We start from the raw sequence: 22930 nt of genomic DNA on the forward strand, positions 1-22930 counted from the left end.
GGCTCCTTGGTACTTCGCAAAATGCTGACCGCTAGCTACTCCTCTTCGCTGGTGTTGATTTCCTTGTGCGTGGCCATCCTTGCGTCCTATACGGCTCTGGACCTTGCCGGACGCATTGCCACCGCCAGGGGGTATGCCGCCTCCCTGTGGATGATCGGCGGGGCGCTGGCCATGGGAACCGGCATCTGGTCCATGCATTTTGTCGGCATGCTCGCCTTGCAACTGCCAATCGAGCTGGGCTATGACCTGACGTTGACCGCATGCTCGCTGCTGATTGCGGTGCTGTCCTCGGGCTTCGCCCTCTGGCTGGTCAGCCAGCCCAGCTTGCCCGCCCTGCAGCTTGCCCTCGGCGCGCTCATCATGGGAGCCGGTATCGCCAGCATGCATTACACCGGCATGGCAGCGCTGCGCATGACACCCGGCATCGACTACGACCCGAGCCTGTTTCTGGCTTCGCTGCTGATCGCGGTGGGCGCTTCGGCGGCGGCGTTGTGGATCGCGTTCCGGTTGCGCCGACAGACCCCCTACGTGCGTCAAATCCGTGGGCTGGCAGCGGTGCTCATGGGGATCGCCATCGTCGGCATGCACTACACCGGTATGGCGGCCGCTGGGTTTCCCAAGGGCAGTTTCTGCGGTGCGCTGCCCGATGGCCTTGAGGGGGATGGCCTGATATCGCTTGTCCTGATCACGACCTTTGCGGTGCTGCTGGTGGCTTTGCTGACCTCCGTACTGGACGCGCGCCTCGAGGCCCGCACGGCGGCGCTGGCCAGGTCGCTGACCCTGGCCAACCAGGAGCTGACTCAGCTGGCATTGCACGACACGCTCACAGGCCTGCCCAATCGCAGCCTGCTGGCTGACCGCATCGAACTGGCCATCGCCAAGGTAGCCGAGCAGGGCGGTTGCTTTGCGCTGATGTTCATTGATCTGGACGGGTTCAAGCCGGTCAACGATGCCTTTGGCCATCATGCCGGAGACCTGCTGCTCAAAGCTGTGGCGACGCGATTGCGCGGGCACCTGCACAGCCAGGACACACTGGCGCGCATCGGCGGGGATGAGTTTGTGCTGTTGGTCGAGTTACAAGACCCGAGCGACGCCATGAACGTTGCCATCAAACAGGTAAACCTGGTTTCGCGGCCTTTCAAGGTGGCTGAGCATGACCTGCAGCTTTCGGCCAGCCTGGGTATCGTCCTGTACCCCGGCAACGGTCAGGACCAGCACGAACTGCTGCGCAACGCCGACGCTGCCATGTATCACGCCAAGCGGGTAGGCAAGAATGGCTACAGCTTTTTCGACGCCTCGATGAACAGCAATGCCCGGCAGCAGTTGCAGTTGGTGCAGGATTTGCGCCTGGCAGTGGCGGCGGGGCAATTTCGTCTGCATTACCAACCCAAGTTCGACGCCAAACAGTGTCAACCGATCGGCGCCGAGGCGCTGCTGCGTTGGGAGCATCCGCAGCACGGGCTCTTGGGCCCTGACCGTTTCATCAGCCTTGCGGAAAAGACCGGCCTGATCATTTCCATCGGTGACTGGGTATTGGACGAAGCATGTCGCCAGATGCGCCTGTGGCTGGATGAAGGTATCGAGGGTTGGCGGATCGCGGTCAACCTGTCGGCCATCCAGTTTTGCCACGCGGGGCTGCTCGATAGCGTGGCGCGCGCTCTGGAACGCCATGCAGTGCCCGCCAACTGCCTGACATTGGAGATCACCGAAACCACGGCGATGTCGGACGTGGAGGTGAGCCTGACTGTCCTTCAGCAGCTTTCGGACATGGGCGTAGACCTGTCAATTGACGACTTTGGTACAGGTTATTCCAGCCTGATGTACCTCAAGCGCTTGCCGGCCAACGAGCTGAAAATCGACCGAGGGTTTGTACGCGAGCTGGAGGATGAGGGCGAGGATGCGGCCATCGTGTCGGCCATCGTAGCGTTGGGCCGCGCACTGGGATTGCGAATCGTCGCAGAAGGGGTCGAGACTTCAAGTCAGCAAGCCTTCCTGACGCGGCTGGGCTGCGATGCGCTTCAGGGCTACCTGCTCGGCCGACCCGTGCCGGCCGAGCAGTTGCTGGGGTCGAGCCCGGGCCCGGTCATGGGTTAACTGGCGTTGCGCAGCAGGGGCGGGGGCTGGAAGGCTTCGAGTTCGGCTTCGACCGCTTCGATGATGCGCTCGACATCGCTGGCAGCCATGATGGCCATGCAGGGGATGCCCGCTATGGCCAGCAAGGTTTCGCCCGTGCTTCTGTCGAACAGCCGCGCCACCATGCTGCGCGGCGCATCCATGTTGGCTTCGAAGCCCAGCGGATGGAAGTGCCAGCGCATGACCTGGCAGGCGTTGGGGAAGGTCATCTTGTTCATCCGAGCCTCCTTGTACGTGACTGAAAGCTGGTGAAGGGCGGCCGCGTACTGTGGCTGCCGGGAAAGTAACCATAGCATCTGGTTGACGGTATTCTCACTTGCAAATGTGACAAATGTTGCAGGGCATGATCTGCATCACAGCGCAGAGGACTTTCAGAAGCAGGTCAAGGCGCATCTTCACATTTTTGCCCCTCTGGCGAGCGCACCGAGCGCCCTGATCCAGACCCGGCGTGGGTACGCGCGACGGCTCTTGGAACCTGATGGGCCTAGTATGGCTTGAATTCGTGAAATCCGACCGGCGGAAGGTCACCCAAGCAATCCAGCCGCGATATTGATGGTGAAACCGAGGATGGCGGTGTTGAACACGAACCCCACGAGCGAGTGGGCCAGTACCACCCGCCGCATCGCTCTACCGGCTACACCCACGTCGGATGTCTGAACGGCCACGCTGATGGTGAACGACACGTAGTGAAAGTCCCAGTAGTCCGGCTGGGTTTCTCCATCGGCGAAGCGTAAAGGCGGCGCCGTGGCCGTCTCTGCATAGAACAGCCGCGCATAGTGCAGGCTGAAGATGCAGCCGATCAGCAGCCAGGAGCCTGCGACGGTGAACCCGGTGTACAAGTAGTGAGCCGTCAATGCGCTGCCATGCAGCCCGCGGCTGGACACCAGTTGCAGCGTCACGGCGACCAGGCTGGCGATTGCCGCGATGCAGACGGTAAGCAGCACCAGGCCTGCGTTTTCGTCTTCGCTGTGGGCCACCCTGCGAACCTTTGCAGGGCTTGCGGTGCAGCTGAGCCAGAGTACCAGCATCAGGTACAACCAAACGCCAATGTTCCAACCCGCCAGCAGGCGTTGCACAGGGTCAGTGACAGGGACCAGCCAGGCGCCCAGCAACCCTACGCCTGTGGCCAAGCTCAATCTAGGATGGGTGCGCGTTAGACGATGGAGAGCCATGTTGCCTCACAGCAGGGGGTGTGCTCGACAAGGTTTCTGACCGCCTGGCGTGTGCCAAGATCCGCATGGGCAGGGCCTCGATACGCTCCCTGGGCAGCGACGGCGGTAGGCGTCGAATTGCCCTTGAGCGATACCCACGGTTTCTTTCGTGCACTGCATCGCGCGCACTTGCAACTCTCAGTACACTGCACGCTCTAACCCCCACATTTCGCTGAACTCGAGGTTAATGCATGACGCTCAGTCCTTTGGCAGGCAAGCCGGCTCCAGCCAGCGTGCTGGTCGATATTCCCCGCCTACTCACGGCCTACTACACCGGTCGGCCGGATGCTGGCGTGGCGAGCCAGCGTGTCGCTTTCGGCACATCGGGGCACCGGGGTACTTCGCTCGAGTTGAGCTTCAACGAACACCATGTGCTGGCCATCACCCAGGCCATCTGCCTGTACCGCCAGGAAAAGGGCATCGATGGCCCGCTGTTCGTCGGTGCTGATACCCATGCGCTGTCGGCGCCTGCCGCGGCGAGTGCATTGGAAGTGCTGGCTGCCAACGGTGTACAGGTGATGTTGTCCAAGGACGACGAATACACCCCGACACCGGCGGTGTCCCACGCCATCCTCTGCTACAACCGTGGGCGCCAGGACGGCCTGGCCGACGGCGTGGTGATCACGCCCTCGCACAACCCGCCGCAAAGTGGTGGCTTCAAGTACAACCCACCCAACGGCGGCCCGGCCGACAGCGACGTCACCAAGTGGATTGAAGCCAAGGCCAACGAATTGCTGGCAGCCGGGCTGGCAGGGGTCAAGCGTATCGACCACGCCCAGGCGCTGCAGGCCCCTACCACCCATCGTCACGACTACATCAGCCACTATGTGGCAGACCTGGAAAACGTCATCGACTTCGAGGTCATCCGTGCAGCCAAGCTGCGCTTGGGCGTGGACCCGCTGGGTGGGGCAGGGGTGCGCTACTGGTCGGCCATTGCCCAGCACTATCAACTGGACCTGGAAGTGGTGAACACCGAGGTCGACCCGACGTTCCGTTTCATGAGCGTCGACTGGGATGGCCAGATTCGCATGGACCCTTCGTCACCCTACGCCATGCAGGGCTTGATCGGCCTGCGCGAGCGCTTCGACGTGGCCTTTGCCTGCGACCCGGACCACGATCGCCATGGCATCGTCACGCCCGACGGCTTGCTGCAACCTAACAACTACTTGGCCGTGGCCATCGACTACCTGTACCGCAACCGTCCACAGTGGCGCACCGACGCGGCCGTCGGCAAGACGGTCGTGTCCAGCGGCCTGATCGATCGGGTGACCAAACGGTTGGGTCGCGAGCTGTACGAAGTACCCGTGGGCTTCAAGTACTTTGCCCAAGGCCTGTTCGACGGCTCGCTGGGCTTTGGTGGCGAAGAAAGTGCGGGCGCCTCGTTCCTGCGCCGCGACGGCTCGGTATGGGCAACCGACAAGGATGGCCTCATCCCGGCCTTGCTGGCTGCGGAGATGACCGCCCGGACGGGACGTAACCCGAGCCAGGCGTACGCCGAGCTGACCCAGGCGCTTGGCAAGCCGTTCGCTACCCGCGTCGAGGCCAAGGCCGACGCCCGCCAGAAAGGGTTGTTGAGCAAGCTTGCGCCTGAGCAAGTGACCTCTACCGAGCTTGCTGGAGAGCCGATCCTGCAGATCCTGAGCCACGCGCCGGGTAATGGGCAGGCGATCGGCGGTCTTAAGGTCATCACCGCTAATGGCTGGTTCGCGGCCCGCCCGTCTGGCACCGAGGACATCTACAAGATCTACGCGGAAAGTTTTGTCGACGAAGCCCACTTGCAACGATTGGTTCAGGAAGCCCAGGTGCTGGTGGATGCGGCCATTGCGTAAGCGGTGATAAAGGGCTTGGCCCTGCGATGAGATGTAAATTAGAATTAATCCTATTTACATCATCGCAGGGACTTGTCCATGTTCGAAGCCGCGCCGCCGCCCACGCAAAGCTTCCCTGACCTTTACCGGGAGCACCGTGGCTGGCTCGAAGGCTGGCTACGACGGCGCATGGGCAATGCCTGGGATGCGGCCGACCTGAGTCAGGATACCTTCCTTCGCGTGATGGCCAGCGCCCAGCCGTTGACCGACTTCCGCGAGCCACGCGCCTACCTGCTGACGGTCGGCAAGCGACTTCTAAGCAACCTTCACCAACGCCGCAGCCTCGAGAAAGCCTACCTTGAGGCCCTGGTGCACCTGCCCGAACAGCACGCGCCTTCGCCCGAACAGCGCTGGTTGTTGCTCGAAACGCTGCAAGCGCTTGATCAATTGCTGGACGGTTTGAAGCCGGTCGTGCGCAAGGCTTTTCTGCTAAGCCAACTCGAAGGGCTGAGCTACGCCGAAATCGCCAGCCGGCTTGGTGTTTGTGAGCGTTCGGTCAAGCGCTACATGGCGCAGGCCTACGAGCACTGCCTGTTGGCCGAACTTCAGTGAGCCCGCCTGTGCACCAACGGGAGGCGTTGCGCGAGGCCGCCCAGTGGCTGGTGCTCATCGATTCAGGCGATACCCGCGAGGCGGACTTGACCGGGCTTGAGCAGTGGCGGGGGCAAAGCGCTGTGCATGAGGCTGCCTGGCAGCAAGCGCTGCGCTTGCGTGAGCGCTTTACCGGGTTGCCTGCCAGTTTGGCCATGGCCACCCTTGACCGTCCCGATCACGGCCGACGTGCCGCGCTTGTTCAAATGCTCGGTTTGGCAGCGCTGGTGCCTACGGCTTGGTGGTTGAGCCGCGAATTGCCCCTTGAGGCCTGGGCTGCTGATCTGCGTACGGGTGTGGGTGAACGGCGGCTCATGACGCTGGGGGATGGCACTAAGGTGCAGTTGAACACCGACAGCGCTGTCGACGTGGACGCTGCCAATCACAGGCTGTGGTTGCGACGCGGCGAAGTTTCAGTCGACACGCCTGGCCTTCAACCCCTGACCATCCAGGTACCTTCAGGTCAGGTGACAGTGGGTGGTGCAACCCTTGGCCCGGGGCAGGTGTGCATCCGCCTGGTCGAACCAGGGTGTCAGGTTGCAGTTGTCCAGGGCCGGGCAGACGTTCAGCCGCTGAAGGGAGATCGCCTGCGCCTCACCGCCGGCCAGCAAGCTGCCGTTCTGGCGTCAGGTCTGCGAAATGTCGGTCCTCTTCAAGCTTGGCGACTGGGGTGGCGAGATGGCGTGTTGCGCCTGGACGATCAACGTCTAGGCGACCTGCTGGTGGAGTTGAGCCGCTATCGCCCAGGCGTGCTGCGCTGGGATCCGGCGCTGGACAGGCTCAGGGTGACCGGCACCTTCCGCCTGGATGACACCGACCGGGTATTGGCGCTGCTCGCCGCGAGCCTGCCGGTGCAGGTGGTGGCCCGTACCCGCTATTGGATCACGCTGGTGCCGCGAACAACGACTGCCTGAGGCTCGAACCCGAGCGCTGCGTTGCGGCGCATTGCACGTGATATCAACGCGATGCTGTCCCCTTTTTTCGTGCTCGCCTGTCATTACCCGTAGAACACCATAAAGGGGAGCCTCATCGATGCCTGCAGTAAAGTCCATTCACCTGCGCCCATGGGTGCGCGCAGCTCGCCCATTGTTCGCCATGAGCCTGCTACTGGGCATTCCCGCCTGGGCCGACGAGCCAGTCCGGCGCACGTACCAAGTGCCAGCGGCGAGCCTGGGGGCGGCCTTGACCCGATTCGCCGATCAAGCAGGGGTCAGCTTGTCGCTGGACCCGGCGCTGGTCAAGGGCCTGCGTAGTGAAGGGCTGGCCGGCCAGTACAGCGTCGATGAAGGCTTCAGGCAATTACTACGCGGCAGCGGTCTGCAATGGGTACCTGTGGGCCACGATGCCTTTACGCTCGTGCCGTCGCCGCAGCAAGGGGGCGCGCTGGAAATAGCCCCTACCAGCATCGTCGGCGGCCCACCGACCACCGACGAGGCGCTCCCTTATGCAGGCGGTCAGGTCGCTCGCCAGGGCGCACAAGGCTTGCTGGGTGCGCGCGATTTCATGGAAACGCCGTTCAGCATCACCAGCTACACCAGCGATCTGGTGAAGAACCAACAGGCGCGCACCCTGAGCGAACTGGTCGCCAGTGACCCTTCGGTTCGTGCCACCAACCCGGCCGGTGGGCGTTTCGAGCAGTTCACCATTCGCGGTTTCAGCTTGTATAACAGTGATGTGTCCTACAACGGCCTCTATGGCTTGCTGCCTACCTACTCGATCGATATGGAGATGGCCGAACGGGTCGACATCATCAAGGGCCCTAGCCAACTGATCAACGGCATCGCACCACGGGGCAGCGTCGGCGGCGGCATCAACATCCAACCCAAACGCGCCGGTGACACGCCGATCACCGAGTTCACCGGCAGCTACGCCTCGGCGGGCCAGGTAGGCGGGGCCGTTGACGTAGGGCGAAGGTTCGGCGACCAGCAGCAGTTCGGCATGCGTCTGAATGCGGTGAAACAGTCCGGCGATACCGAGTGGGACCACCAGCAAGTGGACCGCGAAATGGCCGTGCTGGGGCTGGATTTTCGCGGCGAGCGCCTGCGGCTTTCGGCCGACCTCGGGCATACCGAGCGTGATACTGATGCCCCCCAGGAACGTGTGCTGGTTGGGCCCCGCGCCCAGGTACCGCGTGCTGGCGGTGTGCACCGCAACTACGCCCAGGCGTGGAGCAAGGCGCGTACCAACGATACCTTCGGGGCAGTGCACGCCGAATATGATCTCAGCGATTCTGTGCTGGCCTATGGCGCAGTGGGTGCCAGGGAGAGCCGGCACGATTTCCTGCGCCATAACGTTTCTCTGATTAACAATGCTGGCGACTTCACCATCCAGCCCCGCGATTTCAGCAGGGATGAATCGGTGCGCACCGCCTTGGCGGGCTTGAGGACCTGGTTACACACTGGGCCGGTCAGCCACGAGGTCAACCTGGCTGCAACGTATTACTACATGGACTTCACCAATGGGGGGGCTCGTTACGCTTCCTCACCCGGCAACCTCTACCATCCTACGGCTACGCCGACGCCAGGTACCCCAACGCGGCTCGATTCGAAGGATTACACCGAGAACCGGTTCTCCGGGTTGGCGTTGTCCGACACCCTCGGCTTTTTCGATGACCGATTGCTGTTGACCCTAGGGCTGCGCTGGCAGCGGGTGCAGGTGGACGATTGGAGTGATGGGGTCAAAGGCGATACGGCGTATGACGAGAAGAAGGTCTCGCCCTCCGGTGGCGTGCTGTACAAGGTCACGGACGAGCTGTCGGTGTATGCCAACTACATGGAGGGCTTGAGCCAAGGCAAGATCGCACCGTCCACGTCGATCAACGAGGACCAGATATTCCCACCTTTCACCAGCCGCCAGGTGGAAGTGGGTGCCAAGTATGACCTGGGCAAAGTGGCGTTTACGGCCAGCGCCTTCAGAATCCGTCAGCCTGCCTATGAAACCAACCCCGGCTCCCGGGTCTTCGGCCCCAATGGCAAGCGCAACAACCGCGGTGTGGAGCTGAACGTGTTCGGTGAACCCGCCACAGGGGTGCGTGTGCTGGGCGGGGTGATGTATATCGACAGCGAACTGACCGATACCGTCGCAGGTGCCTACGATGGCAACCGTGCGCCTGCAACGCCCGCGTACAACGTTAACCTGGGTGCCGAATGGGATGTGCCGGGGGTGCAGGGGCTGACCCTGACGGCACGTGGCACGCACTCGAGCTCCCAGTACCTGGACCAGAACAACAGCAAGAAAATCGACGGCTGGGAGCGCTATGACGTGGGGGCACGGTATGCGTTCAAGCTGGACGACACGCAGGTGACCCTGCGCGCCAGCGTCGAAAACGTACTCGATGATCGTTACTGGAGCTCAGCAGGCGCGCCGGATGACGCCGAGCCGGGGCTGACCTTGTCGACGCCACGCACCTACATGCTGTCCGCCACGCTGGGTTTCTGATCCGGCCTGCAAAAAGCCCGGGGCCAACACTGCGGGTGTTGGCTGTTGCTGGTGAAAGCTGGCGCTACTGCGGCGAGCCGAACAGGGCCGTCCAGTAGATGCCGGCATCGCTCTTCGGGTCTACGGCATAGGCTGCGCCGAGCTCCCGGAAGTCGGCGCTCATCAGGATTGCGCAGTGGCCTGGGCTGTCCAGCCAGCCTTGAACCACCTTGTGCGGCGTGTCGCGCCCGGCGGCGATGTTCTCGCCAATCTGCTGGTACAGATAACCGGCAAGCTCAGCCCGGTCGCCTGGGGTGCGGCCCTCTTTGTCGATGTGATCGAAGAAATTCTGGTTGGCCATGGCCCGTGTGTGGCTGGCCGCCACCCCGGCCAGCATCGTGTTCCAGCCAAGTGCAGGGGCGGCGGCGTAGGGCTGGCCGCCGCACTGGCGGGGTTGCTGACGCGCGGCGTTGATTTCCTGGAGCATCTTCTGCCCTTCCGCTTGCCAGTCGCCCAAGCGGCCAGAGAGCAGGGGGCGAGCCAGCACAACGCGCCAGTCCCGCCCTTCCTGGCTGACGCCGATGTCGACGAACTGAGGGTCGAGCACCACCTGGCAGAAGCTTTCTTCGATGGCGTGCATGGCTGCGCGTGCATCACGGGGACCAGAGAGGCTGATCGCCTGCACATTGACCATCGGGTAACCGGCGCGGGTCATGGCCTGCTGAAGGTCACGGGTGCCTTCGGGAGACAGCGCCAGGCGAGTGTCGCTGTTAAGCGGCGGTAGTTCCAGCGAAGCCTGCTCGCCGCAGGGCTGCGCCTGGCTGCGGTATGCGTTGATCGACGCGATCAGCTGTGCTTCTTCGCCCGTGACAGCCAGCGCCTGGGACGAAACGATCAGCCCAAGCGTGAAGGCAGCGACAGATGACAGGACGCGCATATGGTTCTCCCTGAGGCTGGCAGCGGCGAGTAGGCGCTGCCTATCCTACACAAGCCCGATGGTTTTGACCCGAGCTGTGCAACGCATTGAAAACGCATGCAATCATTGTCGGTCGTAAGGGAGAGTAGACCGCAGCCCGGGCAAAAAGTGCGGTAATGTCCAGGCCAAACGTTGGTAGTAAGCGCGTGGCGGGCCTGGGCCCGACTTGCACCCAGCATGACGTGGGCCATGCTGGGTTTGCGCGGGGGTTAGCCCAGTAACAATGAAAGGACCAAAGGAAGCGTGGCCGCCGCCACCACCGTCTGTACCGCGATGATGGTTGCCATGAGGGGCGCGTTGCCGCCCATTTGCCTGGCCATGACGTAGGAAGACGATGCCGTTGGCAGCGCCTGGAAAATCACCGCCACTACAGCGGCCTGGCCATTGAGACCGAGCAGGCGGCACAAGCCCCATGTCGTCGCTGGCATTACCAGAAACTTGAACACAGAAGCCGCTATCAATGGCTGGGCCTGATCACCGATACGTGCACCACCCAGTGCCGCACCAACGCACAGCAACCCCAGCGGCAACGCGGCATGGCCCAGCGCGCCGAGGGTAGGTTCGATACCAGCTGGCAACCCAAGCCCCGTCACCCGCAACAGCATGCCCCCCGCACACCCTAGAATCAGCGGGTTGGCCAGGATTGCCCGCAGTACCGCCAGCGGCGAGCTGTGCCGGGCGCTGAAGCGCGCGAAGACCAGCACGCAGAGCAGATTGACCAGTGGCACGATGGCTGCATTGGCCACTGCTGCCAAGGCGATACCCGCACTGCCATAGATGCCCGCGGCCAGGGTCGCGCCGATGTAGTTGTTGAACCGGATGCCACCCTGAAACAGCGAGGTGAAGTCGGCGCCGTCGTGCTGGCGAACGCCTTGATAAAGCACCAGCAGCAATGCCCCGGACAGGGTCGAGAGCATCAGCACCGCGACCATGCCCAGCACCGGCACCCCGTCCAGGTTGGCAGTGGCCAGGCCATGGAGGAACAACGAGGGCAGCAGCACGTAGTAGCTCAGGCGCTCGGCACCTGGCCAGAAGCTCTGCGCGACGAAGCCACGCACCCGCAGCAGCGTGCCCAGGGCGATCAACAGGATGATCGGAAGCAGGGTGGTCAACAGCACATGCAGCATGGAGACAGATCCGTGGCCGGGTACGTTGCACAGACTACCGGCCGGACACCCGCTTGGCCATGCCCGTCCCACCGGTCTGGCTAACGCCTTTCAACGCCGTCCACGCCCATATGCCTGGCTGATCCGGTCGATGACCATGGCCAGTGCCACGATGGCCAGCCCTGCCTCGACGCCCTGGCCGACGTTCAGCGTCTGGATGCCTGCCAGTACATCTTCACCCAGCCCTCGCGCCCCAATCATCGACGCGACCACGACCATCGACAGGGCCATCATCACCGACTGATTGAGCCCGGCCATGATGCTGGGCAGCGCCAGGGGCAGGGCGATGCGCCTGAGTCGCTGAGCGCGGGTCGCGCCGAGGCCTTGGGCAGCCTTGAGCAACGATGGGTCTATCTGGCTCAACCCAAGCTCGGTGAGCCGCACCAAAGGGGGCAGGGCATAGATCAAGGTCGCGAAAACCGCAGGCACCTTGCCCAGGCCGAAGAGCATCAACACGGGAATCAGGTAGACGAAGGCGGGTAGGGTCTGCATCACGTCGAGCACCGGCATTACCAGGCGTCTTGCCAACGGCCGAGCTGCCAGCACGACGCCCAACGGTATGCCCACCAGCACGCACAGCCCGGTACTGACCAGCACCAACGCCAGGGTTTGCAGCAGTTTGTCCCACAACCCCAGCATGCCGATGAGTGCCAGCAGCCCTACCAGAACACAACTTCGCAGCAGGCTTCGGCAAGCATGCCAGGCCAGCGCACCGACCACCGCCAGCAGTAGCCACCACGGCATAAGCCTCAATAGGTTTTCCAGGCCAACGAGCACGTGCAGCAACTGGTCGGAGACGCTGCGCAAGTGATCCCCGTAGTGGAGTACCAACCAGTCGACCATGCGGTTGACCTGGTCGGCGAAGGAAAACTGCAAAGCCTGGGGAAAACCATTGCTCACAGACCGCCCTCGACCTTGGTGGCCACGTGCTCGGGAAGCCAAGCCTTCCACACTTGCGGGTGCTGGCGCATGAACGCCAAGGCGGCGTCACGGGGAGGGGTCCGTTTTTCGCTCATTTGCGCCAGTGCCTGGTTGAGCGGGTCGATAGGCAGGTCCACCCGCTCGAACACCTGGACCAAGTCCGGGTATTGCTCACGAAAGGCTTTGGACACGCCAACCGAAAGTTTGGCTGGCAGCGAACTGCTGCCTGTTGGAGCTGGGTTGGCAGGGTCGGTCAACGTCGCCCAGGCCTGGGCATCGAATGCAGGTTCCTGTAGCCGCACGAGCTTGTAGCGGCCCATGAGCGGCGTAGGGTTCCAGTAGTAGAAAAGCACGGGTTGGCCCCGGCGAATAGCCGACCCGATCTCGGCATCCATTGCGGCCCCCGACCCTGTGCGCAAGTTCGTGTACAGTTCGTCGAGGCCATAGGCCTTGAGCTTCTGGCTGTTCACGGTTTCGGACGTCCAACCACTGGGGCTGTTAAGGAAACGGCCTTTGTCGGGTGATTCGGGGTCGCGGAACACCGGGGCGTAGCGCTTTAGGTCTTCGACGCTGTGCAACTCAGGTGCCAAGGGCTTGAGGTTACGCGACGCATCGCCTTCGATGACATACGCCGGTACCCACCAGCCTTCTTCGGCATGCTTGACCGTGTCGCCCAGTGCAAACACCTGGCCTGCCTGCTCGGCCTTGACCCAGGCAGGGCTGCGGCCCGCCCACTCTTCGGCGATTACCTGCAAGTCGTTACGGGCCAGGGCGACTTCCAGGCTGACCGTGCTCCCAGGCAGTGTTTCGGTGGCGTAGCCGTAGCCACGCTCGACGATCACGCGCAGGAGTTCGGTGGTGAAGGCACCGCTTTCCCAGGTAAGGGCGCCAAAGCGAATGGGCGATTTCTGATCGGCAGCGCCAGCGCTGTCGGCAGTGGCCAGACCCAGGGCGAACAGCACCCCGAACAGCAGCGATGAACCTCGTTTCATGCCTAACCTCGTCGTCTACAGCCCTTCGGGGATGGGGCAAGTGTAGACGACGCGGCGCAGGCGGCAGACTTAGACGCGGAACTGGTCCATCAATGCCTGCTGCTGGTTGGCCAAGGCATTGAGCGACTGACTGACCCTCGCCGATTCGTTGGCCTGGCCGGACAGCGACTCGGTGACATCGCGAATGGTTGCCACGTTGCTGTTGATTTCTTCAGCCACCGCGCTTTGTTCCTCGGCTGCCGAGGCGATCTGCAGGTTCATGTCGGTGATGACCGTCACCGCCTGGCCAATGCGCTGCAAGGCGGTCACGGCCTGGCCCACCTGCTGCACGCCGCTTTGGGCCTGACGATGGCTGTTGTCCATTGCGCCCACCACTTCGCGGGTACCGTCCTGCAAGGCTTCGATGACCTGGCGGGTTTCTTCGACCGACTCCTGGGTGCGCTGGGCCAGGTTGCGGACTTCGTCGGCGACCACCGCAAAGCCGCGCCCGGCCTCACCGGCTCGGGCTGCTTCGATGGCGGCGTTGAGCGCCAGCAAGTTGGTCTGCTCGGCAATCGAGCGGATGACCTCCAGTACGGAGCCAATTTTCTCGCTGTTCTGCGACAGGCCCTGCACCTCGGCCATGGCCGTGCTCATGTCAGCGGCCAGTGAGTCGATGCTGTGGGTGGTGCGATCGATCACCGCCAACCCTTCGCGGGTGGCCTGGTCGGCGTCGCGTGCCGCCTGCGCGGCTTGCGCAGCGCTTCGGGCGACGTCCTGGGCGGTCGCGCTCATCTCATGGGAGGCGGTGGCTACCTGGTCCACCTGGCGGTATTGCTGTTCCATGCCGGCGCTGGTCTGGGTAGCGATGGCCGATGACTGATCGGCCGTTGAGCGGGCGGCCTGTACCGACTGTTTTACCTCGGCGATGGTGGGCTGCAGTTTGTCCAGGAAACGGTTGAACCAGCCCGCCAGTTCGCCCAGTTCATCCTGCTTGTCGTAGGTCAAACGGCGGGTCAGGTCACCTTCGCCACTGGCGATGTCCTTGAGCATGGCCGCCACGCCCAGGATCGGGCGGGTAACGCCACGGGCCATCAGCCACACCATCAGCAGGCCGAAGATGGCTGCTGCCAGGCCAAGGCCCAGTTCGAGGAGGGTACCGCTGGTGTTGAGGGCGTCCAGTTCCTGTTTCAGTGCCTCGGCAGGCCCGGTCAGGGCGTTTTCAGGGACGTCCAGCAACACGCCCCATGGCTTGGCGTCCGGAATCGGACGGAAGGCCGCGAGCACTTTCAGGCGCTGGCGATCATTGATGATGGTCATTTTGCCGTCGGCCATCTTGGCCACCAGGTCTGCACCCTTGGTCGTGTCGATCTGGTCGAAGCGCTGGGAGAGCTTGCTGGCATCTAGACTGTAACCTGCCAGCAAGCCCACTGGGCTCAGAATGCCCACGGTGGTGCGGCCTTCATAGAGGCTGCGGCTGGCCTGTTCGCTCAGTGCCTGCAAGCTGTTCAGGTTGATGTCCACCGACAGCGTGGCGATCGCCTTGCCGTCCACCACCAGCGGGAAGACGATGCTGGTCATCAGCACCTGCTGGCCATCGATGGCATAGAAGTAGGGTTCGACCACGCAGACCTTGCCCGACGTGCGCGGGCATACCCACCAGGTATTGGCAGGTTGGCCGCTAGGCCCGATGGAAGTGTCGGCCATGTCGCGCTCGGGCAGAGCCATCGAGGTCAGCTGGCCTACGTGCGGTTGCGACCAGTACAGGGCGAAGCGGCCGGTTTCGTTGCTGCCAAGCTGTGCCTGGCCGGCGAACAGGCTGTCCTTGCTGTCCAGCGCATTGGGCTCGAACACCAGTGACAGGCCCAGCAGATCGGGGTTGGCCTGAAGCGCGGCACGCACCTGCCGGGTCATGTCCTCGCGCAGGTCGAACGCATCGAGAAAGCGCTTTTCGGCCTGTTCGCGCAGGAACAGTACCTGCCTGGCAAAGCCCGCGCCGTACTGGTAGGCATCCATGAATTGGCGGCGGATGTTCAGGGCCTGCACCTCGCCCTGGGATTCGATGCGCGACTGGGCCGATTCGGTCAGCATCTGCATGCTGCTGGCCTTGACCAGGTCCGAGCTGTGGTCCATCCGGTACAGGGACAATCCGATGAGCAGGGTGACGATGCCGGCCAGGCACAGGCCGGCCAGCAATGTGATTTTCCATTGGATGGAAAGGTGTCGCAGAGGCATGGGTCGGATCCCTTTTTATGACAGGTAAGGGTTAGGGCACGGGCGAGGCGATTTCCAGCCCCAGGTGGGTATCGGCGCCTACAGACTTTTCTTTATTCAAACATTCAATTTAATCCGCCCGGTTGCGGGCAAATCGCCGCTGCGTGGCAGTTTTGACATCTGCCGTGCACTGCGTCAGAGTGCGCGCTTTTTTGTCCCCAGTGAGGTAAGCCCCCCATGAATGCAGTGATTGCCGCGGTTGGCATCATGCTGATACTGAGCCTGTCCCGCGTACATGTGGTCATTGCTCTGATCGTCGGTGCCCTGGCAGGTGGGCTGGTCGGCGGTCTGGGCGTGCAAGGCACGCTTGAGGCCTTCAATGGCGGGCTCGGTGGCGGGGCCACCGTGGCGCTGTCCTACGCGCTGCTGGGTGCCTTTGCCGTGGCCATCGCTAAATCCGGCCTGGCGCATGCCTTGGCCGACCGGGCTTTGGCCATGATCGACCGGCAAGGCCACGACCAAGCTGGCAGGGTGAAATGGTTGATGATCGGCCTGATGCTGGTGGTGGCCGTCTCGTCTCAGAATATTCTGCCCATTCACATCGCCTTCATTCCATTGCTGGTACCGCCGCTGCTTTATGTGCTGACCCGCCTGCGCATCGACCGGCGCCTGATCGCCTGCGTCATTACATTCGGCTTGATCACGCCCTACATTTTCCTGCCAGTGGGTTTCGGCAATATCTTCCTCAATCAGATTCTGCTGGCCAACGTAGCGCGTGCAGGGGTCGATATCACTGGGGTCAACGTCACCCACGCCATGGCCATTCCCGCCGCTGGCATGTTGGTAGGCCTGCTGTTGGCCGTGTTTGTCAGCTACCGGAAAAAACGCGACTACGATCTGGCGCGCATCGAGCAGGTCGAGCAGGTAAGCGTGCGCTACAACCCGATGACACTGTTGGTGGCCGGCATTGCGATCGTTGCCGCGTTCGTCGTCCAGCTGCTGGTGGACTCGATGATCATCGGCGCAATGGTCGGCTTTCTGATCTTCTCGCTGTCGGGCATCGTTAAGTGGCGCGACACCGATGACCTGTTCACCGAAGGCATGAAGATGATGGCCATGATTGGTTTCATCATGATCACCGCCTCAGGCTTTGCAGACGTCATGAAAGCCACTGGTGATGTCCAAAGCCTCGTCGAAACGTCGGCGCATTGGATCAACCACAGCAAAGGGGTAGGGGCCTTGCTGATGCTGTTGGTGGGCCTGCTGGTCACCATGGGCATCGGCTCGTCGTTTTCCACCGTACCGATTCTGGCTGCGATTTTCGTACCGCTGTGCGTCCAACTCGGCTTCGACCCTTTGGCGACCGTGTGTATCGTGGGTACGGCAGGCGCGTTGGGTGACGCAGGCTCGCCAGCCTCGGATTCCACCCTAGGCCCAACTTCCGGGCTCAATGTGGATGGGCAGCACCATCACATCTGGGACACGGTGGTGCCGACGTTCATTCACTACAACCTGCCGCTGCTGGCCTTCGGGTGGCTGGCCGCGATGACGCTCTAGCAGCAGGCGGCTCAGCGCTTGGCGGGCGGCGGCGAGATACGGTTGAGCACCGTGCTGCCGTCGTTGCTGCGGGTCAGGTAGATCGGCAGCACCTTGGGCAGGTTGTTGACCAGCTGGCCTACCTCCCGGGTGTTGTAGATGCCGCTGATACGAATCTGACCGGTACCGGAATCGGCAAGCCTGAGCGGCTTGTCGAGGTAGCGGTTTATGGCCGGCAGTGCTTGTTCAAGGGTCAAGTTGTCGAGCACCAGTTTGCCGCTGCGCCAGGCCAGCGCGTCGGCAAAGTTGCTGTTTTCCAGCAGTTGAGGCTCGAAATCGCCCTTGCGGTAGATGGCCTGCATGCCAGGGCCAAGCCGATAGCCCGTCTTGCCCTCGCTGGAGACCAGCACCGATCCCTCGACCAGGGTCACTTTAACCGTGTCCTGGTATTTCCAGACATTGAAGCGGGTACCTGTCACGCGGGTCTGGCCATTGCCGGCGCGCACCACGAAGGGGTGGGTGCTGTCGTGGTGCACCGTGAAGAATGCCTCGCCATGCTTGAGTGTGACACGGCGCTGGTGCTTGAAGTTGAGGTAGGTCAGGTCGGTGTTCAGGTTGAGCTGCACCGTGCTGCCGTCGCTCAACTGCACGGTCTGCATGTGGTCCGTGGTCTCGAAGTGCTGGTAGCGGTTGGGAACCCAGCCTTGCTCCCAGCCGATCCATCCTACCAACGGCAGTGCCGCCAATGCGATGACGGCTGCGTAAGCCTGGGCGCGCCATCTGCGACCGCTGCGCCTGACCGGGCCAGCGTGCCCGATCGCTTGAGCGGGCCGCGGCAGCAGGTCAGCCGTGTGCCAGATAGCCAGCATGGCTTGGTATTCCTCGGCATGACGCGGATCGGCTGCCAGCCACCGGGCAAACGCCTCACGCTCTGCAGTCGTGCAATCGCCTTCATGCAGGCGCATGCACCAGTGCGCAGCGGCATCGGCCATGCTGTCATCGATGTGGATAGTAGGGCGGTCTTGATTCATCGCGGCTCCGGGTTTTGCGCATTCTAACGTTCCACCGATGCGTCGAGGAACACGCCAAGCCGCTAATTCCTTTCATTTCCCGGTCTTTTCCGGCGAAATCCTTCAGATTTTTCGCTTTTGAGAACGCTTCGCGCCATGACGCGAAGCCCTCGTGACGCGTACATAGCAAGCTAATTAAGTCTTTGACATTCACTGCCTAGGCAGTAATATTTGTACACACTTGTTCGAGCAATCATTCATGCCCCATTTCTCGCCTGACAATTTCGAGACGTGCGCCATCGGCATGTTGCTGGGCCGTGCGGCGCTTCTGAAGGACCGGATTCTCGACTGGCATCTGGAGTCCGAGGGCGTCACGGCTGCGCAGTTCAAGGTATTGATCATCGTGACGCAGTACCAGGTTGATACACCTGCTGAGGTCTGCCGCTACCTGGGTCTGGACAGCGGATCGATGACGCGCATGCTCGATCGCCTGGAGCACAAGGATCTGCTTGTACGCACCCGATGCCCCACGGACCGCCGCGTGGTGCGCCTGGCGTTGACCGCCGATGGCCAGCGGCTGGCCGACCGTTTGCCCGAGATCGGCGCTGCCGCCATGAACGAGCTGTGTGGCGCACTGGCAGCCGATGAGCTCCAAGACCTGGAGCGTCTGCTGGCCAAGGTACTGCTTGGCGCTGGCGATCCGCTGACGATCCGTCGTTTCGGTGATCGTTGAACCCCGTTTCCTTTATTCCAAGGTATTGTCATGGACACTTCCTCAGACACCCCTGCACCTACCGAGGCACCTACCTCCTCGCGCAAGCGCAAGCTCTGGCTGATTGGCCTGCTGGTGCTGCTGATCCTGGGCGGGTTAGGCACCTGGGCCTGGTACAGCCTGGTTGGGCGTTGGTACGAGAGCACCGATGACGCCTACGTCAACGGCAACGTGGTCGAAATCACGCCATTGGTGACCGGGACGGTCACCAGCATTGGCGCCGACGATGGCGACCTGGTACATGCCGGCCAGGTCTTGCTGCAGTTCGACCCGGCCGACAGCCAGGTGGCCCTGCAATCGGCTCAAGCCAACCTTGCGCGTACCGTAAGGCAGGTGCGTGGTCTGTACAGCAACGTCGATTCGCTCAAGGCACAGTTGCAGACGCGCCAAGCCGAACTGCGCAAGGCTCAGCAGGACTTCAACCGGCGCAAGGTGCTGGCCGAAAGCGGCGCCATCGCTGGCGAAGAGCTTTCCCATGCGCGCGATGACCTGAGTGTTGCCCAGGCGGCTGTCAACAGTGCCCGCCAGCAACTGAGTACCAGTGCCGCTTTGGTCGACGATACCGTGGTGGCTTCGCACCCGGAAGTCATGGCCGCGGCGGCCGATCTGCGGCAGGCCTACCTGGCCCATGCGCGCACCACGCTGGTCGCGCCGGTGACCGGCTACGTTGCCAAGCGCAGCGTGCAGCTCGGGCAGCGCCTGCAACCCGGTACTGCCACCATGGCAGTGATCCCGCTCGACCAGGTGTGGATCGACGCCAACTTCAAGGAAACCCAGTTGCGCCAGATGCGCATTGGCCAACCGGTGGAGATCACTGCCGACCTGTATGGTAGCGACGTCACCTACAGCGGCACGGTGGACAGCCTGGGTGCCGGCACCGGTAGCGCCTTCGCCTTGCTGCCTGCGCAGAACGCGACCGGCAACTGGATCAAGATCGTGCAGCGGGTGCCGGTGCGGATTCACCTGAACCCCGACCAGTTGAAGGACCATCCCTTGCGAATCGGCCTGTCCACGGTTGTGGATGTGGACCTGCACGACCAGAGTGGCCCGGCCCTGGCCCAGCAACCGCCGCAACAGGCGAGCTACACCACCGACGTCTACGATCGCCAGTTGGTCGAGGCGGACAAGCTGATCGAGCAACTGATCCGTGACAACAGCGCGTCTGGCAAGACGGCTCAGCGATGAGCAATAACGCCACTGCCCAGTTCACCCCGCCAAGCCTGCTGCTGACCACCATCGGCTTGTCGCTTGCCACGTTCATGCAGGTGCTGGACACCACCATTGCCAACGTGGCCTTGCCGACCATCTCGGGCAACTTGGGGGTCAGTTACGAGCAAGGGACATGGGTCATCACCTCGTTCGCCGTGAGCAATGCCATCGCCTTGCCGCTGACGGGCTGGTTGAGCCGGCGCTTTGGCGAAGTGAAGTTGTTCCTGTGGGCGACCTTGCTGTTCGTGCTGGCATCGTTCTTGTGTGGGATCGCCCAATCGATGCCGGAGCTTGTAGGCTTTCGGGTGTTGCAAGGGGTGGTAGCCGGTCCGTTGTATCCCATGACCCAGACCCTGCTGATTGCGGTCTACCCCCCTGCCAAGCGGGGTATGGCGCTTGCGCTACTGGCCATGGTAACGGTTGTGGCGCCTATTGCCGGGCCCATCCTGGGTGGGTGGATCACGGACAGTTACAGCTGGCCATGGATCTTCTTCATCAACGTGCCTATCGGCCTGTTCGCCGCTGCGGTGGTGCGCCAGCAGATGCGCGATCGTCCAGTGGTCACCAGCCGGCAGCCGATGGACTACATAGGGCTGCTGACCTTGATTGTTGGGGTAGGGGCGTTGCAGGTGGTGCTGGACAAAGGCAATGACCTGGACTGGTTCGAGTCCTCGTTCATCATCATCGGCACGCTGATCTCCGTCGTGTTTTTGGCCGTGTTCGTCATCTGGGAACTCACCGACCGGCACCCGGTGGTAAACCTGCGGTTGTTCGCCCACCGCAATTTCCGCGTGGGGACCATCGTCCTGGTGGGTGGCTATGCAGGGTTCTTCGGCATCAACTTGATCCTGCCGCAGTGGTTGCAGACACAGATGGGCTACACCGCCACCTGGGCGGGCCTGGCGGTGGCGCCTATCGGGATATTGCCGGTAATCATGTCACCATTCGTGGGCAAGTACGCGCATCGCTTCGATTTGCGGATTCTGGCAGGGCTAGCGTTCCTGGCCATCGGCAGCAGCTGCTACATGCGGGCGGGGTTCACCAGCCAGGTGGATTTCCAGCATGTGGCATTGGTGCAGTTGTTCATGGGGATTGGGGTTGCGCTGTTCTTCATGCCCACACTGAGCATCCTGTTGTCGGACCTGCCGCCCCAGCAGATAGCCGACGGATCAGGCTTGGCAACGTTCCTGCGCACATTGGGTGGGAGCTTCGCGGCTTCGTTGACGACGTGGATCTGGATTCGACGGGCTGACCAGCACCATGCCTACTTGAGTGAGCACATCAGTCAGTACGAGCCGGCGACGCGGCACACGCTTGAGCAGATGGGTGGGGCGAACCTGCACAACTATGCGCAGCTGGAGCAGGTGCTCAACGGGCAGGCTTACATGATGTCGACGGTGGACTACTTCATGTTGATGACGTGGGTGTTCGCAGGGTTGATTTTGTTGGTCTGGTTCGCGAAGCCGCCGTTTACGGCCAAGGCGGGGCCGGGGGACGGGCATTGAGTTTGATTTGGGGTACGCGACCGGTGCCTTTGCTAAGTACTGGGGCTTGTGTAGCGGTCTTGCCGGGGCGCCGGACCGACCGCGATGGGCTGCGCAGCAGCCCCAAGTGAGTTTGATGGGGAACCGTGAATTTCGAGTCCTCGCTGCTGAATATCGCCGCATCAGCGCGGTAACCTTGGAAAGACGTTTGTGCATGCACGTCCCGATCAGGGGCAGATCTTCCTACCCCCACCCCTGGCTTGGCCATCGCGTCGAAGAGGCCCATGTGGCCATCCTCACGGTGGTCACTGGCATCCCTCATCTCATTACGTTGCGTTCGGGTTCGTTCCATGGCAATGGCTCTGTGTCGCCGCTCATCCGTGCAGTGGCGAATGGGTAATCAGGACAGTGTTCCATTTGCCATCTTTTATATTCTTAATTGCTGATGTCATCGCGCAGGGGGGGCCAAATTTCCGTAGGAAGTTTCGTTGTGAAACGCGCTTTCTATAAGTATTCTCGGACTTCGGTGCAGTATTTACCGACAACAAATCACTATCTTAGATAGGGTTTAGTCGATTAATTCACGAACTCACGCCTAACTGAAAGTTTGCTTGTTCAGCCCATCTTGGCCCGCTTAACTGGCAACCGCCTTTCATTTCCTCTATCTTCAAACCACCACCTCAACATATCCGGCACCTCATGAACCCCGTCATCCTCATCACCGGTGCCAGCCGCGGCATAGGCGCTGCCACCGCCCTGCTCGCCGCCCGGCATGGCTACCATCTGTGCATCAACTACCGCAGCAACGATGAAGCTGCCGATGCCATCCTTAGCCAGGTCCGTACCTTGGGCGCAAAGGCTATCGCCGTGCGCGCCGACGTCAGCAGCGAAGCCGACATCATCGCGATGTTCCAACGTGTAGATGAAGATCTGGGGCCGATCTCGGCCCTGGTGAACAATGCCGCCACCATCGCTCCCCAAACCCGCCTCGAACATATGACCGAGGCGCGATTGCTCAGCATGATGAAGACCAACATCGTCGGCCCCATGCTCTGCGCCAAGCACGCTGTATTGCGCATGGCCGCACGTCACGGGGGGAATGGCGGGGGCATCGTCAACGTCTCATCCCTGGCCGCCCGCCTCGGGTCACCGAACGAGTACATTGATTACGCCGCCTCCAAAGGCGCGCTCGACACGTTCACGGTGGGCCTGGCCAAAGAGCTGGCTGCTGAAGGGGTAAGGGTCAACGGGGTCAGGCCCGGCTACATCCACACCGGCTTTCATGCGCTGTCGGGAGATCCGGATCGCGTCAGCAAACTCGAGCCTGGGTTGCCCATGGGCCGAGGCGGGCGGCCTGAGGAGGTGGCCGAGGCGATCCTCTGGCTGCTGTCTGACAAAGCTTCCTATTCGACAGGTACATTCATCGACCTGAGTGGCGGAAGATGACCAGC

Annotated in this window: 18 protein-coding genes and 1 pseudogene; 10 read left to right on the forward strand and 9 right to left on the reverse strand. The window is 62.2% G+C overall.

Annotated features, from left to right (window positions below):
- The first annotated feature begins 21 nt into the window (after positions 1-21).
- On the forward strand, positions 22-2094 hold the full coding sequence (locus ACF8GB_RS07475; protein ID WP_392526772.1) for a putative bifunctional diguanylate cyclase/phosphodiesterase: 2073 nt from the start codon (positions 22-24) through the stop codon (positions 2092-2094).
- On the opposite strand, the gene ACF8GB_RS07480 is transcribed toward ACF8GB_RS07475, so the two are convergent.
- Positions 2091-2351 (reverse strand): DUF1652 domain-containing protein, encoded by a 261-nt coding sequence (locus ACF8GB_RS07480; protein ID WP_196141795.1) that lies wholly within the window; start codon positions 2349-2351, stop codon positions 2091-2093. The genes ACF8GB_RS07475 and ACF8GB_RS07480 overlap by 4 nt on opposite strands.
- A 306-nt stretch (positions 2352-2657) precedes the next feature.
- Complete coding sequence (locus ACF8GB_RS07485) at positions 2658-3305, reverse strand: DUF1345 domain-containing protein (RefSeq protein WP_392526773.1); 648 nt, start codon at positions 3303-3305, stop codon at positions 2658-2660.
- 230 nt (positions 3306-3535) lie between these two features.
- On the opposite strand from ACF8GB_RS07485, the gene pgm reads away from it, so the two are divergent.
- From pgm to ACF8GB_RS07505, 4 genes are all read left to right on the forward strand, one after another.
- Positions 3536-5173 carry a phosphoglucomutase (alpha-D-glucose-1,6-bisphosphate-dependent) gene (gene pgm / locus ACF8GB_RS07490; protein ID WP_058605404.1) on the forward strand — a complete coding sequence of 546 codons (1638 nt, stop codon included), beginning with the start codon at positions 3536-3538 and terminating at the stop codon, positions 5171-5173.
- 78 nt (positions 5174-5251) lie between these two features.
- Complete coding sequence (locus tag ACF8GB_RS07495; protein ID WP_392526774.1) at positions 5252-5764, forward strand: sigma-70 family RNA polymerase sigma factor; 513 nt, start codon at positions 5252-5254, stop codon at positions 5762-5764.
- Positions 5761-6717 carry a FecR domain-containing protein gene (locus ACF8GB_RS07500; protein WP_392526775.1) on the forward strand — a complete coding sequence of 319 codons (957 nt, stop codon included), beginning with the start codon at positions 5761-5763 and terminating at the stop codon, positions 6715-6717. Before ACF8GB_RS07495 ends, ACF8GB_RS07500 begins: the two co-directional genes overlap by 4 nt.
- Before the next feature lie 118 nt (positions 6718-6835).
- Entirely contained in the window at positions 6836-9241 is a 2406-nt protein-coding gene (locus ACF8GB_RS07505) for a TonB-dependent siderophore receptor (protein ID WP_392526776.1), read from the forward strand.
- A gap of 64 nt (positions 9242-9305) precedes the next feature.
- On the opposite strand, the gene ACF8GB_RS07510 is transcribed toward ACF8GB_RS07505, so the two are convergent.
- The 6 genes and pseudogenes from ACF8GB_RS07510 to ACF8GB_RS07535 all read right to left on the reverse strand — a co-directional run.
- A complete protein-coding gene (locus ACF8GB_RS07510; protein ID WP_196185472.1) occupies positions 9306-10157 on the reverse strand; it encodes a CAP domain-containing protein in 852 nt (283 codons plus the stop codon).
- A 248-nt stretch (positions 10158-10405) separates the two neighbouring features.
- Positions 10406-11323: an AEC family transporter gene (locus ACF8GB_RS07515; protein WP_058638321.1), complete on the reverse strand. Its 918-nt coding sequence runs from the start codon at positions 11321-11323 to the stop codon at positions 10406-10408.
- A 90-nt stretch (positions 11324-11413) separates the two neighbouring features.
- Positions 11414-12262, reverse strand: a complete 849-nt coding sequence (locus ACF8GB_RS07520) for an ABC transporter permease (protein WP_392526777.1) — start codon at positions 12260-12262, stop codon at positions 11414-11416.
- On the reverse strand, positions 12259-13275 hold the full coding sequence (locus ACF8GB_RS07525; protein ID WP_058638319.1) for an ABC transporter substrate-binding protein: 1017 nt from the start codon (positions 13273-13275) through the stop codon (positions 12259-12261). Before ACF8GB_RS07525 ends, ACF8GB_RS07520 begins: the two co-directional genes overlap by 4 nt.
- Before the next feature lie 69 nt (positions 13276-13344).
- Entirely contained in the window at positions 13345-14100 is a 756-nt protein-coding gene (locus tag ACF8GB_RS07530; protein WP_371259672.1) for a methyl-accepting chemotaxis protein, read from the reverse strand.
- A 102-nt stretch (positions 14101-14202) separates the two neighbouring features.
- Positions 14203-15489, reverse strand: a pseudogene (locus ACF8GB_RS07535) (HAMP domain-containing protein); the annotation flags it as partial.
- Between the two features lie 216 nt (positions 15490-15705).
- On the opposite strand from ACF8GB_RS07535, the gene ACF8GB_RS07540 reads away from it, so the two are divergent.
- Positions 15706-17025, forward strand: a complete 1320-nt coding sequence (locus ACF8GB_RS07540) for a Na+/H+ antiporter family protein (protein ID WP_196185476.1) — start codon at positions 15706-15708, stop codon at positions 17023-17025.
- Positions 17026-17036: 11 nt separating this feature from the next.
- On the opposite strand, the gene ACF8GB_RS07545 is transcribed toward ACF8GB_RS07540, so the two are convergent.
- On the reverse strand, positions 17037-18035 hold the full coding sequence (locus ACF8GB_RS07545; protein ID WP_392526778.1) for a FecR family protein: 999 nt from the start codon (positions 18033-18035) through the stop codon (positions 17037-17039).
- A 238-nt stretch (positions 18036-18273) separates the two neighbouring features.
- On the opposite strand from ACF8GB_RS07545, the gene ACF8GB_RS07550 reads away from it, so the two are divergent.
- The 4 genes from ACF8GB_RS07550 to ACF8GB_RS07565 all read left to right on the forward strand — a co-directional run bounded on the left by ACF8GB_RS07550 (position 18274) and on the right by ACF8GB_RS07565 (position 22925).
- A complete protein-coding gene (locus ACF8GB_RS07550) occupies positions 18274-18747 on the forward strand; it encodes a MarR family winged helix-turn-helix transcriptional regulator (RefSeq protein ID WP_058638315.1) in 474 nt (157 codons plus the stop codon).
- Positions 18748-18777: 30 nt separating this feature from the next.
- On the forward strand, positions 18778-19971 hold the full coding sequence (locus ACF8GB_RS07555) for an efflux RND transporter periplasmic adaptor subunit (protein ID WP_078478546.1): 1194 nt from the start codon (positions 18778-18780) through the stop codon (positions 19969-19971).
- Entirely contained in the window at positions 19968-21500 is a 1533-nt protein-coding gene (locus ACF8GB_RS07560) for a DHA2 family efflux MFS transporter permease subunit (RefSeq protein WP_392526779.1), read from the forward strand. The genes ACF8GB_RS07555 and ACF8GB_RS07560 overlap by 4 nt, the downstream gene beginning before the upstream one ends.
- Positions 21501-22178: 678 nt before the next feature.
- A complete protein-coding gene (locus tag ACF8GB_RS07565) occupies positions 22179-22925 on the forward strand; it encodes an SDR family oxidoreductase (RefSeq protein WP_058638312.1) in 747 nt (248 codons plus the stop codon).
- The last annotated feature ends 5 nt before the right edge of the window (positions 22926-22930 follow it).

It is taken from the genome of Pseudomonas sp. xss_4 (assembly GCF_043104125.1).
Classification (GTDB): Bacteria; Pseudomonadota; Gammaproteobacteria; order Pseudomonadales; family Pseudomonadaceae; genus Aquipseudomonas; species Aquipseudomonas parafulva_B.